General features: G+C 36.9%; 14 protein-coding genes. 8 read left to right on the top strand and 6 right to left on the bottom strand.

Annotation, left to right across the window (positions count from 1 at the left end; genetic code table 11):
• Positions 1–10 precede the first annotated feature (10 nt).
• Both QNI22_RS27140 and QNI22_RS27135 read left to right on the top strand, forming a co-directional pair.
• Positions 11–646: a DUF4291 domain-containing protein gene (locus tag QNI22_RS27140; RefSeq protein WP_314515608.1), complete on the top strand. Its 636-nt coding sequence runs from the start codon at positions 11–13 to the stop codon at positions 644–646.
• A 10-nt stretch (positions 647–656) separates the two neighbouring features.
• The gene (locus QNI22_RS27135; RefSeq protein WP_314515606.1) at positions 657–1,130 is read left to right on the top strand and encodes a nucleoside 2-deoxyribosyltransferase domain-containing protein; all 474 of its coding nucleotides are present in this window, start codon (positions 657–659) and stop codon (positions 1,128–1,130) included.
• Between the two features lie 2 nt (positions 1,131–1,132).
• Here the strand turns inward: QNI22_RS27135 and QNI22_RS27130 are convergent, their stop codons facing one another.
• Positions 1,133–2,137 (bottom strand): hypothetical protein, encoded by a 1,005-nt coding sequence (locus QNI22_RS27130; RefSeq protein WP_314515603.1) that lies wholly within the window; start codon positions 2,135–2,137, stop codon positions 1,133–1,135.
• A gap of 122 nt (positions 2,138–2,259) precedes the next feature.
• The gene (locus QNI22_RS27125) at positions 2,260–2,982 is read right to left on the bottom strand and encodes a DUF5020 family protein (RefSeq protein WP_314515601.1); all 723 of its coding nucleotides are present in this window, start codon (positions 2,980–2,982) and stop codon (positions 2,260–2,262) included.
• A gap of 142 nt (positions 2,983–3,124) precedes the next feature.
• On the opposite strand from QNI22_RS27125, the gene QNI22_RS27120 reads away from it, so the two are divergent.
• Positions 3,125–4,324, top strand: a complete 1,200-nt coding sequence (locus tag QNI22_RS27120) for a hypothetical protein (RefSeq protein ID WP_314515599.1) — start codon at positions 3,125–3,127, stop codon at positions 4,322–4,324.
• Between the two features lie 11 nt (positions 4,325–4,335).
• Here QNI22_RS27120 and QNI22_RS27115 read toward each other — a convergent pair whose 3' ends face one another.
• The 3 genes from QNI22_RS27115 to QNI22_RS27105 form a co-directional block, all read right to left on the bottom strand.
• Positions 4,336–4,998: a phosphatidate cytidylyltransferase gene (locus tag QNI22_RS27115; RefSeq protein ID WP_314515771.1), complete on the bottom strand. Its 663-nt coding sequence runs from the start codon at positions 4,996–4,998 to the stop codon at positions 4,336–4,338.
• A gap of 53 nt (positions 4,999–5,051) precedes the next feature.
• On the bottom strand, positions 5,052–5,633 hold the full coding sequence (locus tag QNI22_RS27110; RefSeq protein WP_314515597.1) for a CDP-alcohol phosphatidyltransferase family protein: 582 nt from the start codon (positions 5,631–5,633) through the stop codon (positions 5,052–5,054).
• A 619-nt stretch (positions 5,634–6,252) separates the two neighbouring features.
• Positions 6,253–8,637, bottom strand: coding sequence for an ABC transporter permease (locus QNI22_RS27105; protein ID WP_314515596.1), 2,385 nt, complete (start codon positions 8,635–8,637; stop codon positions 6,253–6,255).
• 184 nt (positions 8,638–8,821) lie between these two features.
• On the opposite strand from QNI22_RS27105, the gene QNI22_RS27100 reads away from it, so the two are divergent.
• A complete protein-coding gene (locus tag QNI22_RS27100; RefSeq protein ID WP_314515594.1) occupies positions 8,822–9,598 on the top strand; it encodes a phytanoyl-CoA dioxygenase family protein in 777 nt (258 codons plus the stop codon).
• Between the two features lie 58 nt (positions 9,599–9,656).
• Here QNI22_RS27100 and QNI22_RS27095 read toward each other — a convergent pair whose 3' ends face one another.
• A complete protein-coding gene (locus QNI22_RS27095; RefSeq protein WP_314515592.1) occupies positions 9,657–9,869 on the bottom strand; it encodes a DUF6496 domain-containing protein in 213 nt (70 codons plus the stop codon).
• 167 nt (positions 9,870–10,036) lie between these two features.
• Between QNI22_RS27095 and QNI22_RS27090 the strand changes: the two genes are divergently transcribed.
• The 4 genes from QNI22_RS27090 (at position 10,037) to QNI22_RS27075 (ending at position 16,524) form a co-directional block, all read left to right on the top strand.
• The gene (locus QNI22_RS27090; protein WP_314515591.1) at positions 10,037–10,843 is read left to right on the top strand and encodes a helix-turn-helix domain-containing protein; all 807 of its coding nucleotides are present in this window, start codon (positions 10,037–10,039) and stop codon (positions 10,841–10,843) included.
• Positions 10,844–10,966: 123 nt separating this feature from the next.
• On the top strand, positions 10,967–12,592 hold the full coding sequence (locus QNI22_RS27085) for a serine hydrolase domain-containing protein (protein ID WP_314515589.1): 1,626 nt from the start codon (positions 10,967–10,969) through the stop codon (positions 12,590–12,592).
• A gap of 335 nt (positions 12,593–12,927) precedes the next feature.
• Positions 12,928–14,028, top strand: coding sequence for a serine hydrolase domain-containing protein (locus tag QNI22_RS27080; RefSeq protein ID WP_314515587.1), 1,101 nt, complete (start codon positions 12,928–12,930; stop codon positions 14,026–14,028).
• Positions 14,029–14,124: 96 nt separating this feature from the next.
• The gene (locus QNI22_RS27075) at positions 14,125–16,524 is read left to right on the top strand and encodes a GAF domain-containing protein (RefSeq protein ID WP_314515586.1); all 2,400 of its coding nucleotides are present in this window, start codon (positions 14,125–14,127) and stop codon (positions 16,522–16,524) included.
• Positions 16,525–16,549 lie beyond the last annotated feature (25 nt).

The following is a 16,549-nucleotide window of genomic DNA, read 5'->3' as shown; positions in this document are numbered from 1 at the left end:
TAAACAAAAAATGAAATTACTGACAGAAAAATATACAGACCAGCAAGAAAGACTTCCTACCAATGGAAAACAGATCATTGGACAGTTTGATGAGGAGAAAATAATAGTATATCAGGCATATAAACCTTCTATTGCAAACTTTGCTGTTACCAATAAATTCCTTGGTGGCAAGGATTATAGCTATACCCGAATGACCTGGATAAAGCCTGGTTTTATCTGGATGATGTTTCGGTCAGGATGGGCAACCCAGGAAAATCAGGAGAGAATCCTGGCAATATCTATAGGAAGATCTCATTTTGAAACTATTCTGAAACAAGCTGTGCACACCAGTTTTAAGCCAGTTATCTATCCCTCTAGTGAAGATTGGAACACCGCAATGAAACAATCTGATGTAAGAATACAATGGGACCCTGACCATTATCCAAATGGGAAGACGTTGAATCGAAAAGCTATTCAATTGGGACTAAAAGGACAAATGGCAGAACAGTTTGCCAAAAAGTGGATTCTGGATATTGAAGATATTACAGACTTTGTCATAGAACAGAAGAAAAATATGGACACAAGTGGAATCGGTGAGTTGATAGTACCCAAAGAAGATATTTATACTCTGAGTGATAGTGCGCTTATAAAACAATTAGATCTATAAATTCTATCATATGCCTGTTATATATCCTCCTGATTCTATACATATTCCAGCTAATCATACCTCTATATTTCTGGCAGGAAGCATTGAGATGGGAAAAGCAGAGGATTGGCAACAGAAGGTCATTACGGCCATAGATAACACAAATGTAACTGTTCTGAATCCACGAAGAGCTGCCTGGAATGCAGATTGGGAGCAAACTATCTCTAACCCGGATTTTAAAGGCCAGGTAAGTTGGGAATTGGAAGGATTAGAACGGGCAGATCTAATACTTATTTACTTTGAGCCAACTACTAAAGCACCTGTTTCTATGCTGGAGTTTGGATTGTATGCCCGTTCCGGAAAATTACTGGTTTCTTGTCCGGATGGCTTTTGGAGAAAAGGGAATATCGACATCGTATGTGAACGATATTCCATTACCCAGGTTTCAGATCTGGAAAGCCTGATACAATCTGCAAAAATCTATTTGAATACTTTGAGTTCTTGAAACTAATTTTTTAATGGGAAAATATAGCTATTATCAGGATTAAGGGTTGTTTTTACCTGATAATAGAACGTATTCCATATTTGTCGGGCAATTTTTGGGTCAGGATGTATTCCAAAAAGTAAGTCTTTCAACTCTTCGGCACAGAACGCTATCTGATCATCTTTGGTGAGAACAGCATATCTGTACATTAAATCAGGTGCATACCACAATTGAGAATGATTGTTTATTTTGTCTATATGGATTTTTAGAAAGTTTTTTATCTTCTCTGGATTATAATCCAACACCAGATTCATTAGTCCAAAGTCTGCATAGCATAGTGTATCAATCTTAATAAGAGATTTATATAATCGTTCTTTATAGGATGTATGTGCAGATTCTAAAATATATTTACCAGACAAGTCATCATCGTATTGAGATATAAAGTCACTTTCTGGAGATAGTTCATATACACCTTCCCAGCGGGTATATCGATTTTCTGCACATCGAATAAGCCACTCAAGTGTTTCTAAGTGTTGTAAGGTTGTATCCCTGATAGTTAAAATTTGCTGCATCTCCCGTATTCTATCTTTATATACTTGTAATTCTTCATTAGAAGATATAATCTTAGATCCATAGGAAAGAGCATGGGGAGTATAACATGTATCCTGGAGAATCGCGTCTAGAAATACAAGAACATCTGTGTCTTTAAAATACATGGCAGGAGAAGGACAAATAACATTTGGCTCAAAGGATACATAGATTGTATCTTTTGAGATAATAGTACCTTGAAGAGTTTCTGTGACAACTATTTGAGCATAATAATCATCTTGCTGATAACTTTGGGGCTTTCTCCAAAATGAACGAGAATAATATCTCGTTTTTGTTATGTGTTTAATATCTACTACTTTTCCTGCAATACAATACTCACTTTCTGAAATTAGTTTTCGTAATGGACGAGGTGTAATGGGATAACCATACAGTGTGCAGATAGAGAGTCCAAAAACAATGGATATAAAAAGTGTTTTCATATTTAGAACTGATCAGATACAGTGAGTACTCTAAGTTAAAAAACAGATATCGGGGATTATTATTTTTAATATTTTTTAACAAACTCTGATACTGAAATAGATGATTCTCTAATTCAACCATATCAAAATTGATACTTGGTACCTATTGTCGGATATGCCTGCACTTTATTGTCTTGACTAATGAGATGATAATACAGACTAATTCTTGATCCAATAAAGAATCCTTTTTTTATTCGAAACCATATCTGTGGATCTCCATAAAAAGCAAGTTTCTTTCCTTTTTGGCCTTTGGTATAATCTATTCCCTGATCTTTGTTTTCTGTCCAGGCAACTATACTTCCTTCAATAAAGATTCTATAATTCGCAAAAAACTTTCCCAAATAGAAGGTAAATTGTGGGTCATGACTGGGCTTGTGAAAGGCATTGTATCGATACAGTAGATTTGCACTTAGCCAGGCTCCTTTCCATTGAAATGGATATGAAATTCCTGCTCCAAATGAATTCGTCAGATAGTAACCAAAAGAAGGTGGTGCAATACCAAGCCCTCCGGTATAATTCAGCGAGAAATAGACTTTTGGTTTCCAGAATTTCAAAGTTTGAGAAATTTGAATAAATGTTTGGCCTGTATTATTTTTATCTCCACTCAAAAATGACTGGACTTTCAACAGGAATGAACCTGTAGCATTGGTATCTACATCTTTAAAATACTGAAAGCTAATCATTGGAAAATTGGCAGTGTTATGTTTGGGATCTACCGAATGTCTGAAATCATAATGCAGTTGTAGATCCTGACTAAACAATAAACCGACTTTAAACAATAGAAGAAGAATGAATGTCTTTTTCATACCTTTAGTAAAATAAATTGAGGATGAAGGTTGATTTTTGATCATTCAAAAGTCTCTCAAAACGAGAACAATAATCAGAAATCAGGCGTAAACGTGGCGTAAATGTGAATTACGAATAGTTAATCCCAGTCTTATCACCCTTATGAGTCCTTCAGAGGAAAAAGCTTTCTGTAAATTATTCGGAGATGCATACAATAAATGTTTTGACAAAGAATTGACAGTTCCACTTTCTGAAGCAGATAGCAGATATTTCTCTTCCGAGATTGAGGAGCAGACAGGATTGATAATTGGTTGGAAAACGCTGAAAAATTATTCCTTCTTTATTTTGAAGGATTCTACTGCGAAACAAGAGAACCCTTCGGTCGCTACATTGGATACATTAGCCCGCTATATAACAGCCGCTCCCAAAACAGATGAAGTAAATAGAAAGCGCAACGAATCTCACTTTCCCTATTGGTATGCTTATAGAGATGAAATTTTAAAAAGAATATCTGTTAAAGAGGAGATAAAAGATAGCACCTCATCTATCACTGCTGCTAACCGGAATTCTGGAAAAATTCTTTGGGGAATAGGTATACTAGTAATCATGATTGCCCTTGCCTGTTTCTATATATTTTCTCAGGTGTCAAAGTCTGAGAAGTTTACAGAGAACTTTAACAGTACAAGTATAGATTCTCTCTTACATAAAGGGTGGATACTAAAAAATATTGACACAATTTTTTGGAACAAGCGGAATCCAAAAAACGGATATCTGACTCTATTTACACTGGAAGGTGATACCTACCCAGATTCTGCAAGGCGACTAGGAGTGAAAAATCTTTTAGTAAAGAAATTAGATGTAGATTGTTTCTCAACCGAAATACATCTGGACAACTTTGTTCCAGGACAAAACTGGCAACAGGCTGGAATCATTCTTATGGAAGATACTACCTTACTAAGTAGAAGTGCTCGGCTAACAATTGGGTACAATGGTTTCTTTGGTGGATATTCCAGACCAGGTGAGGTATTAATTCAAGCGATCAGTTCTATACATGGAGGATTTAGTAAGCCAGAGGAGATTGCTCATGTATCTCTTTTCAGTGTTGAGCCTACTCAGTCCACAATAATTAAAAATAATCTACAGCGGTCTGCACTTCGCATCGAAAAGAATGGGCGCCATTTCCGATTTTTATATGCGACAGGAGCTTCTGATATTTTTGCGTTCAAGGAAGTTGTGAGTCGTGATCTGATGATCAATCCCCGATATGTTGGTATTTGTGCATTAAAAGGTTTCGTGAAAGAAACACAAGCTATGCCTGTTTATGTAGACTTGTTCAGTATTGAACCTATCCTTTGTGAGTAGTAATGTACAGGCTATACTATTCTATCCGTTTGATAGAGTAGGAGATAATAGGCTGCTCCTGTCATCATCAAACTGTCAAACCGATCCAAGAATCCACCATGGCCAGGAAGAATGTTGCTGTAATCTTTGATATGATTGAGCCGTTTGAAATAAGAGGCTAGCAAGTCACCTGAGAGAGCGAACAGACTAGTCAAAAGCCCATATAGGATAGCTTTCTGTGCAGATACCTGTACCCAATCTCTTGTTAAAAAGGCTACAAGGGTGGTAAACAAAATACCACCTGCTAGTCCTTCAATTGTCTTATTGGGACTAATGTGGGAAACTAATTTGTGTTTGCCCAGCAATTGTCCTGCTATCTGACTAAATCCGTCAAATATGGCAATCTGAAAATATATGTACAACAAAAATGCTACTGGAATAGTATACGAGTATAATATAAAAAGTAAACTAATCGCAGTATAAGAAAGCAAGGAAATTACTTTTATATACAGACTGGCTTTACGATTTCTTAGTATTTCAAAAAGACCAACACACACAATAAGAATCGCAAGTAAATAAAAGAAATAATAGATAGTGGAGACTATGATACTCGTTACAATAATGATGTAGGTGATATATTTGAGCCACCTTTGTTTTTGAGTAGGTATATCTGCTTTTCTACTGGATATATACATCCCTATTCCTCCCAGGATCAGGAAGGATAAGAGATAAATAATGATCGGATGCACTATGTGTTTTTGGAAAGATGTTTAAGTACCCAATACAGCCCTTTGACATTTGTCTGAGGTTTCCGCAATAGTGCAATGATGATGATTTCTTCGATGCAGGCTATTGTTCCCCAGATTAACGCAAAGTAAAAAATAACAGGCTGGAAGCCAAACAGAAATAGATAGACAATAAATCCGCCCTGAAAGTATCCTGTAAGCTTGAACATATAGGTGTGAAGTCCTATAAGTCCTTTGAATTTGTAGAATACATATAGATAGGATACTAGCCAGAAGACGAAAAACAGAATAAGAATCAGGCTATGTGGTTTAATATCAGTCCATTTAAATATATAGATAGCTAAGAATGCAAGAATATAGGTTCCAAGATCTGCCCATGAGTCAAGTTTTGCACCAATCTCTGTCTGTAATTTAAAAGTTCGGGCTATCCACCCATCTAAAATATCAGTAACTAAGCTGATGGTGATAAAGATGGAGAATAAGAATTCTTGTTGGGTTAAAATGAGATAGAGTATAAACGGAAATATGATAATCCTGTATAATGATAAGATATTAGGAATAGTCCAGAATGAATGGGATTTCATATTTGGAAGAATATTATAGGTAGATGGTTTCTCATTAAAACAGTGCGTATTGTAGGAAATAAATGTCTAAAATACCCTAAAACTAGTATTAATAATATCTTTGTTGTGTTTGAAAGGCAACTCGCCTCTCCAATTTCAAAGATGGTTCTTTCTAGTATATGATGCAAATATCAGAATTGCATTTATCCATCCTGTTCGTTACTGCATTTCTTTTATTGATCCTGATTACCGAATGGTTGCATAAAAAACTGCATGTTAATTCTGAAATTTCCCGCAAGTTTTTACATGTCTCAGGTAGTTTTCTGACATTGTTGTTTCCACTATTTTTCAAAAGCCATCTATGGGTCTTGTTATTATGTACTCTTACCTTTATAATCTTTTTGGCAACATGCATTTTGGGGAATTGTCTTCTGTGCATCAGGTAAGACGGAAATCAATAGGTAGTGTGATGCTTCCAATTTAGATATTATATGCTTTTGTGTATGTGAATTTTAAAGGATTTAATAACCTGATGATACTTCTTGCACTTTTGTTTGTATTACTTCATTGGAGAAAGGTAGTGTATAGGAAAAGAGCATGGTAAACTCAAACAAAGAGTTTACCATGCATAGAATGCAACCTACTCTGTACGTAAAGATTTGGTAGGATTAGCAATAGCAGCTTTGATTGCCTGATAGCTCACAGTAGCTAACGTAATCATAAGAGCTCCCATTCCTGCAATGGCAAAAATCCACCATGATATTTCGATTCGGTAGGTATAGTTCTGTAACCAGCTTTGTAGAAAGTACCAGGCAATAGGAGTTGCAATAACAAAAGATGTCAGAACCAATACCACAAATTCTTTGGATAACAACTGCCACAAATTAAATATAGAAGCACCCAATACTTTGCGAATACCAATTTCTTTACGCCGTTGCTCGGCTGTAAAAGAAGCCAGTCCAAAAATACCCAGACATGAAATAAAGATAGCCAGTGTGGCAAAAAATGTCGCCAGTTTGCCAAGTCTCTCCTCACTATTAAACTTTGTGGCATATTCTGCATCTGCAAATTTGTATTCAAAAGGTACTTGAGGAATATGCTTTGTAAATACTGCTTGAATCTGCTTCATTGATTGACTGGCTGAATGTGCAGGGTTGAGCTTTAGAATAAGCCAGTTCGCATCAAGTTTGTTCATCAGGTAAATTGTCGGTTTTACAGGACGGTAAGGAGACTGCATTAGCATATCTTTAATAACACCAAGAACATGTAGTTTTACATCGCCACCCCAATCAATTTCCATTCCTACGGGATCTTTGACACCCATAAATTTTACCGCAGCCTCATTAAGAACAATTCCTGTAGAATCGGTTAAGTACTCTTTTGAAAAGTCTCTGCCTTGTGTAAAATTCCAGCCAACTGTTTTACCAAATTCCGGTGATACCCAAATGGTTGCAAAGTCTGTCTGGAGATCAGGATGCTTACCTTTCCAGCTAAAACCTCCATTATTAGACCACACACTGGTAAGCGGACTGGAAGACTCTGCCATTTCAAGAATGGAACCTGATTTTTTGAGGTCACGTTGAAGTACACTAAATTTTCCCTGAAAGTCAGGTGTACTCATCATCACCATCGCTAACCCATCCCGGTTGTATCCAATAGGACGGTCTTTTGAGTACTGTATCTGGCGATACACTATGATAGTTCCAATAATGAGGCTAACAGATACTGTGAATTGGACAACTACCAATATCTTACGAGGCAAGGATGCTTGTCCGCCAGCCCGAAAGGTTCCTTTTAATACACTTACAGGATCAAAAGAGGAAAGATATAAGGCTGGATAGCTTCCTGCAATCAACCCTGTTAATACACTAAAACCAACACCAAATAGCCAAAACAACGGATTTGTCCATAAAATGGAAATCTTTTTGTCACTAATATCATTAAACAGAGGCAGAGAAAGTTGAACAAGTACCAATGCCAGGAAAAATGAGAACCCTGTTATGAGTAGTGATTCACCTAAAAACTGCCCTATGAGTTGTCTGCGTTCAGATCCAATAGATTTACGGATACCTACTTCCTTCGCCCGTTTTTCACTGCGAGCTGTAGAGAGATTCATGAAATTGATACAGGCCAGCAGCAATACAAATACGCCAATGACACCAAACATCCACACAATTTGTATGCGGCCACCTGCATTTCGACCATCTTTCCAGTCTGAACGCAAGTGCCAGTCTTTCATTGGGTACAGAAAAATTTCAGGCTTAAATGGAACTTCATCTGGATCTGCCTGGGCTTTTACTTTCTTTATTTTTTCAGATACTGATTCAATATCTGCTGAAGGTGACAGCTGTACAAAAAGTTGAAATGAGTTATTTCCCCATCGATCTGCTGCTCTTTGTACCCATTCCTGAGAACGAACAAAAAGGTCCCATGGTGCAATGAATTCAAGGTCTCTAAAGGTTGTATTATAAGGTAAGTCCTTGTAAACACCTGCTACTTTTACAAAATCTTTATTATCTATTTTAATTGTTTGGCCCATTGCCTCAGTGTCTCCGAAAAGTGCTTTAGCTGTTGATTCTGAGAGTAATATTGAGGAAGGGTCTTGGAGGCCATTGCGTTTGCCTTGTATCATTTGCAGAGATAACATCTCGGTGATAGATGGCTGCATATAATTTCCACTCCTGGATAGTTTCTGCTCTCTATAGGCAAGAATATGCTCTCCTGTCCAGGTTGCCATAGATAGATGTGTAAAGTAATTGTTGTAAGAGCTTCTCAGAGCTATCTCTAAGGGTCTGGGTATAGCATTTTGTGTTCCCTTATTTCCATTGACAGTTTGATGCTGCATTACTTGGGCAATGCGTTCATAATTGGAATGATACTGATCAAAGGTAAATTCATCATACATCCAAAGTCCGATGAGTATGGCTACAGACATTCCAACTGCTAACCCAATAATATTGATGAAAGAGAAAATTTGGTTTCTCTTTATATTTCGGAGAACAATTATGAGATAGTTATGAAGCATGAATTACAGGATTTAAGATGTAGTGAATAAATAAGCAAATCCATTTAGGTGCCAAACCGTATAATTAGGCTGAAATGATGATTTTCTCTATAAATAAGTACTGACAATGTTCATTATCGGTCATCATGTGTTCACTGACGGACATTGCTCCTAGGTGATTTTTGAATACTATAAAATGGAAATTATGCTAACAGAAAATCAGATTTATGATTTTATTCAGCGTGGTTATGTTCGCATTGAGAATGCTTTCTCCTCAGAACTAGCTGCACAATGTAGAACTATCCTATGGAAAGATACAGGATGTGATCCACAAGACACTTCTACATGGACACAACCTGTGGTTCGATTGGGAGAATACAGTCAGGAGCCATTTAGGCAAGCTGCCAATACTCCAGTATTACAGGCGGCCTATAATCAATTAGTCGGAGAGCAAAGATGGCTACCCCGGCAGAGTTTAGGCTCTTTTCCGGTTCGGTTTCCTCATATACAAGACCCTGGTGATACAGGTTGGCATGTAGACGCTAGTTTTCCAGGAGCGGATGTAAATGATTTTTTTGCTTGGAGAATAAATGTTTTTTCCAAAGGAAGAGCTTTGTTGATGTTATTTCTCTTCTCAGATGTAACAGAAGCCGATGCCCCAACTCGTATTCTGGCAGGTTCTCATCTGGATATTGCTGCATTATTAAAAACAAAAGGGGAAGAGGGATTGTCGTTTATGGAACTGGCGCAACAGATAGAACCTGCACTGGACAGACCGCTCCATCTGGCAACCGGAACAGCCGGAACTGTGTACTTATGTCATCCATTTCTGGTACATGGAGCTCAGGCACATCATGGAACAAATCCAAAGTTTATGGCTCAACCACCTTTACTCCCATCGAAACCTTTTCAGTTAGATCGTGAGGATGGGTTTTATTCACCTGTAGAACAAGCAATACGATTAAGCATAAACGAAAAATAAAAAACTGCTTTCATGGAATTCCTATCATGAAAGCAGTTCTACCTATGCGTTACTTAAATTAAGATTTCTTTTCTTTTTTCTTTGGTACTTTTCCACCTTCTTTTCTTGCTTCAGAAAGACCTATAGCAATGGCTTGTTTTCTATCAGTCACTTTTTTGTTGCTTCTGCCCGATTTGAGAGTACCCTCTTTCATCTCATGCATTGCTTCATGTACTTTCTCCTGAGCTTTTTCTCCGTACTTTTTCATAATCGTACTATTTATATAGAACATAAATTATCAATACTATCAGATAAAAAACAATGCCAGAAGATGTTGTTTACTAATGGGAAGTCATACGATTCTTTAACCGCTTGTACCAAAAGGATAGGGAGCATATCAGAGAATGATATATTTACTGATAACGACTACAAATTATTATTGAAAGCCTTCCCATTCAAATGAACTATCGAGAAACAGGACAGTTTTATGGTGATACAAACCAGAAGCTTTCAGTGGAAGGTATTACACTCACAGATACTGTATATACTCTGCCCAAAGTAGACTGGCATTATCATGAGAATGCTTACTTTACATTTATTCTACAAGGGGGTTTAATTGAAGGCAACAAGAAGGAAGTGTATACCTGTACCAGCGGCAGCCTGCTATTTCACCATTGGCAAGAACCTCACTACAATTGTAAACCAGATGTGTTTACAAGAGGATTTCATATTGAACTAAACAAACATTTTTCAGACAGTATTTTCTCGGGACTCACTATTCCCGAAGGTAGCCTGCATATTGATAATCCAGAAATAAAACTTTTGTTCTACCAGCTATTCAAAGAGGCCAAGATTATTGATAGCAATACTCCTTTGGTTATTCAGACCTTATTAATACAGGTCTTTGCTGAGATGCAACGAAATCAGGACACTATAACAGGTCAGAAACCTGTATGGGTGAATCAGATAAAAGAGCTATTGTATTACAATGGAGTCGAAAATCAAAGCCTTCAGGACCTTGCACATACCTTACAGATACATCCTGTTCATCTATCCCGTCAGTTTCCAAAATACTTTGGGTGTACATTAGGAAATTATTTGCGGAAAATAAAAATAGAGAAAGCGTTGCAATTATTTTCAGATAAGACCTTGTCTCTGACTGATATAGCTCTGGATTGCGGATTTGCAGATCAGAGCCATTTTTTGCGGTGTTTCAAAGAGTTCAATGGTATGACACCTTCTCAATACCGAACATTGCTAAGGTGACGCCATGTTAATTTTATTCTATTTTTTTAGTGAATGTACACATAGTTTTGTGTCTTTCTAACTATGAATCCTATGAAAAAAACTTTCAACCTCCTGATCATTAAATTGATCTGCTTTTCATGCATGTTTGTTCAATCTTTAGCTTATGGACAATCTACAGATTTAGTAAAGTCTGAAGGGATTACCAGTCCTTTGCATCAGTCCAATGTAGGTCATATTACTTTTATGTCAAAAGTTATTCCCATTGAGGAATATAAAGAAACAGACTTCCTGCAGGCTTTTCAGTTAAAGGAAGGTGTTGATTTAAATATGCGGACTTATCTGGATAATTCACTCACCAATTATCTTCATCCGCTGGCTCCTAAATTAACCGCAGATGAAGTAAATGGGTTGGGCAACTATCAGTTTAGTTTCTATGTAGACAATTCGTTGATCTATAAAGAAAATTTACACCCTGGAGCAGGTCTTCCCGAAAACAAAAAGACAAAAACAGTTTTTCAGATACCTCTTATAAGTTCTAAAAACGAAGATTCCTGGGGTCGATATCTTTGGGGAAGATTTATGGCCTATGGAGGTGAAGATGCCCTAACTGTAGGAAAACCGCATTTGCTAAAAATAGAAATTCGTCCCTATGTAAAGAATCCGGAACTGGTAGTAGGTAATATCATTGCTCAAGGGGAAATCAATCTAACTATTATTAAACCACAAGTAGATCCGGCTAAACTACAGCCACAAGCTATTCAGCCAGGTAGTGGGTTTTCGCTCTCGAGTTTAAAATACGACAAAGAGAAAATAAAAGAACTCAATCAGAAAATTGAAGAGAAAACCTTCAAGCAGATTACCAGCATCGTAGTTCTTAAAGATGGACAACTCGTGTTGGAAGAGTATTTCAATGGAGCAACCAGAACCACATTACATGATCCCCGATCCGTAGGAAAAACTTTTGCTTCTGCAGCGATGGGGATTGCCATTAAAGATGGATACATTAAAAATGAGAATCAAACACTAAGTCAATTCTATAACCTGAAGGAGTTTAGTAATTATTCAGCCAGAAAAGACAGTGTGACTTTACGCAGTTTACTGATGATGAGCTCCGGATTTGATGGTTCAGATAGTAATTCGGAGTCTCCCGGTAATGAAGAGAATATGTATCCTACAGACAATTGGGTAAAGTTTGCATTGGATCTGCCAATGGACAAATCCAAAGTGATGGAGAAGAATTGGGATTATTTTACAGCAGGTGTGGTGGTATTGGGAGATGTAGTACACAAGAGTGTACCTGGTGGACTTGAAAAATACGCAGATGAAAAATTGTTTAAACCATTGGGAATAAAAAGCTATAGATGGCAATATACTCCACAGCATGTAGCCAATACTGCTGGTGGAATACAACTTGCTTCCCTAGATTTCGCTCGCTTTGGACAACTTTATCTAAATGGAGGCAAATGGAATAACAAACAGATTCTTCCGCAAAAATGGGTGAATTCTTCTTTGACAAAGCAAGTAGCTTTACCTGATGGAAGTGGGTCTTATGGCTATCTGTTCTGGAATAAAACCTATCAGGTTGGTAATGCCTCTTATGAAACATATTACTGTAGTGGAAATGGTGGAAACAAAATATTCATTTTCAAAGAAGTGGGATTGGTAGTAGTGGTTACTGCAACTGCTTATAATACTCCATATGCACATCCACAGGTAGATAAGATTATGCAACGTTATATTTTGCCAGCAGTATTAACAGGTATATAACAAAATAAAGCATAAGCTATAAAAAACAGACCTCTTTTGTTCTAGGCAAAAACAGGTCTGTTTTTTATTGTAGATCTGTATACTCTGCTGCAATCTTTAAGGTGTAGTCTTACTCAGATTTGTGCCCTATTTTATCATATGTTTATAAGAAAATACAGTAGGACTATAAAGAATAAACTGAGATATTTTAGAATAATTTGGGAAAGTAATTTAATGCTTTAAAGAATTATCTTTTATTAGACCTAATATGTTATTCTTAGTACTTTCCTTAGATGAAAGTTAATTATCATATCTAAATTATTTCTTATTTCTCTTTCTACTCAAGCCCTACATCTATGAAACCATTAGCTTTTCTCTGGATATTTCTCCTTTCCGGCAACTTGTGGGCTCAGATTTTACATAGCAAAGATGCTATTGTTGATAAACAGGCCAGAAATGCCTTCCGGAAAGCTGAGAAATACATTGATTCACTGCAAGCCAAACAGGACATTCCGGGTATTTCTATCTGTGTTGGAAACCGGGAAAAGATTCTTTGGGCACAGGGATTTGGTTATGCAGATCTGGAAAATGGAGTAGGTGTGACTACTCAGTCCCGTTTTCGTATAGGATCTGTATCCAAAGCGTTAACCTCCCTGGCAATGGCTAAGTTGTACCAACAAGGTAAACTGGATCTGGATGTTTCAATTCAACGATATACCTCTGCCTTTCCGGAAAAAAAATATCCTGTTACTGCCCGCCAACTAGCTACTCATACAGCTGGTATTCGGCATTATAGAGGTACAGATCCTATCAACTATCCTAAACGGTATGCGAAAGTTGCAGATGGACTTATGATTTTTAAGGATGATAGCCTCTTGTTTAAGCCAGGAACTGCTTTTAATTATTCCTCATATGGTTATAATCTTCTAAGTGCAGTAATAGAGGGTGCAAGCAAAACAGACTTTATCACTTATATGAAGCAGGAAGTATTCGTTCCTTTAGGGATGAAAAATACAATAGCTGATTATAGTGATAGTATTGTTGTTAACAGAGTACGTTTTTATGAACATGCCGATAAAAAGCTGGTTAATGCACCCATGGTTGACAATAGCTATAAGTGGGCTGGAGGAGGATTATTATCTACTCCAAGTGATTTGGTTACAATGGCGACTAAAGTGTTGAATGGGCAGTTTCTGGATAAGGAAACTGTAGATATGTTGTTTACTTCGCAAAAATTATTTGATGGCAAAGATACTCAATATGGTATGGGTTGGCGCATGGGAACTGATCCCAAGGGCCGTCGTGTGATTCATCATGGTGGAGTTGTGGAAGGTGGAAGAACATTTGTGTTAGTATATCCTGATCAGGGAATATTTCTAGCTATTGCAGCCAATATGAGTGGTGTATCTATAAATCTGAAAGAAGGCGAAGCTATTGCCAGTTATTTTTTAGAATAGTATACAGCAGTTCCTGAACCGTTTTATATACATGTTGTAAAAATTCAATCTTTATGTAGCTTTGAGTTTATATTTTGGTATGATATGCAGGCAACTTTGATTGAGCTCACAAGTGACAATTTTACGGATCTGGAAAAAGCAGATACCGTCTTGTCGTTTCGTTGTTTTATTGAATATTTACGCAAGAAAGTAGAAGCAGAAAAAGAAATTCGAAATATATTTCTGATTCATGCACTTGCTAAACTAGAAGCAAATCCATTGTTGGCAGAGCCTGTGAGTCTTTCTGATATTCCGAAAATCCAGGAAGAGCTTGAACTCATTGTTACACTATTGTTGCCTGTCTTATCAGAAGAAAATGAGCAACATTTGGCTTTGGCTACTCCATTACGGCCACAGATTTTCTTTGGGACAGATACCTTTTATTCTTTGGTAAGAAGTAGTTTTACCGGAAAGCCCAGAAATGAAGTAATAGAAACTATCACAACAAAGGAGACAGAGAAAATTAGAATGAAGATGGTGTATTCCCTAATACTGGAAAAAATATATGGAATACCTTCACTATTTAAAGCTGAAATAGTATTTGGAGTTCCAGATGAAGAAACAAGCTTGATTAGTTACTTTCGAATCAATATTGACACCCGTTTTCTGGAAGTAAAATCAAAAAGTCCTGTATCACAACAGGATATCATGGCATTGCTGAATGAGACAGATGGAAAAGACTTTGATAAGCAGAAATTGAAGAATTTTCTTCCTCTTTCCGAGTTCTTTTTTTCGGGTTTTTCGGTACTTACGCTTACCGATATTACCGGACAACAATCTATTGAAAATATCAAGAATGCTATTATTCATATGCATCCGGGTGACTCGGATGAGTATTATAGAAAAGAAGTCGTAAGTGCATTGAAAGTTCTCATCCGAAATAATACAGTAGAGTTTGGCATACTTCCCTTCTTTCGGATTAATAATAAACTTGTACTCACAGAAGAGAATATTCAATATAATGTAATGGTAAAGGCTTTTGCCCGAAAGGGAGAAATTGAAATTTTACCAGGGATGCTGGAAGAATATGTAAAAAAGCCTAAGATTGTTTTTTATAGTCGCATGATGGAAGAAAATCCAGACAATGTCTATATGAAACATTTGCTGGAAAATAATATCGAATCTTATGCTTTGCTACCTGTCTATAATGGACAAGATATGGTAGGTATACTCGAATTGTATTCAAAACAAAAGGATAGTATTACTATTTCCGCTTTAGCGAGGTTGGATGCGGCTATGCCTGTTTTAGCTCAGTTTCTACAACATACGATTGATGGTTTTAACAGAAAGATTGAAGAGATTATAAAAAACAGATTTACCTCACTGCAATCAGCCGTTGAATGGAGATTTAAAGAAGAGGCATGGCGTTATTTTATGTATAGTCAGGAGCATAATCTGAAAGAATATACAGACAAGATTATATTCAAAGAAGTATATCCTCTGTATGGTGGAATCGATATCCGTAATTCCACTATAGAGAGGAATGAAGCTATGGTTGCTGACCTGATTGTGCAGTGTCAGTTAGTAATTGAGATTCTAAAAGAGATAAAAAAGCAAGTCTCAATACCTATTGTAGATAGTCTGACTTTCAAGTGCTCCACCTGGATACAGGCAATAGAAACCAAAACAGTCAGAGAAGATAATATTCGTATCAGCGAATTTCTGGAAGAGGAGATCGTGCCGTTTCTTACCTACTTCCGCGAAAATAACCCAACGCTACGTTCGGTAATAGATTCCTATTGGAAGGCAACAGATGAAGAAACAGGGATTGCCTACAAAAACAGGCGGATGCTGGAAACCTCCATGCAAACTATCAATGCTGCAATTAGTCAACAACTGGATCAGTTTCAGACGGAGTTGCAGGGCGCTTATCCTTGTTATTTTGAGAAGTTTCGTACAGATGGTATAGAATATGATATCTATATCGGACAGGCTATTACTCCTGATAAACCTTTCAATACACTATATCTTAAAAATATACGATTAGGTCAGTTGAATGCAATGGTTTCCATTGCCCGTATGACACATCGTTTATTGCCACAACTGGAAAAACCATTACGGACCACTCAACTTATTTTTATTCGTTCTGCTGCTATCGATATTAGTTTTAGAAACGACGAACGAAAGTTTGATGTAGAAGGAGCCTATAATATCCGATACCAGATCATTAAAAAACGAATTGATAAAGTCCACATCAAAAACACTTCCGAACGTCTTACTCAACCAGATACAATAGCTCTTGTATATCTGACTAAAAAAGAGGAAACGGAATATCTGGAATACATTACCTATTTGCAAAACCTGGGCTTGCTGGAAAATAAGGTAGAGTTTCTGGAGCTGGAAGAACTTCAGGGAGTATCCGGATTAAAAGCGCTTCGGGTGACTGTTGTATTAGAAGAAGCTTCTATAAATATGATAGGGCAAGTTATTTCTTCAGAAACTTATCCTATTGGGTAATGGAAGAAAATTCGTTTATTCCAAT

This window comes from Xanthocytophaga agilis, from assembly GCF_030068605.1.
GTDB lineage: Bacteria > Bacteroidota > Bacteroidia > Cytophagales > 172606-1 > Xanthocytophaga > Xanthocytophaga agilis.
This window is presented reverse-complemented; position numbering and strand designations above follow the sequence as displayed.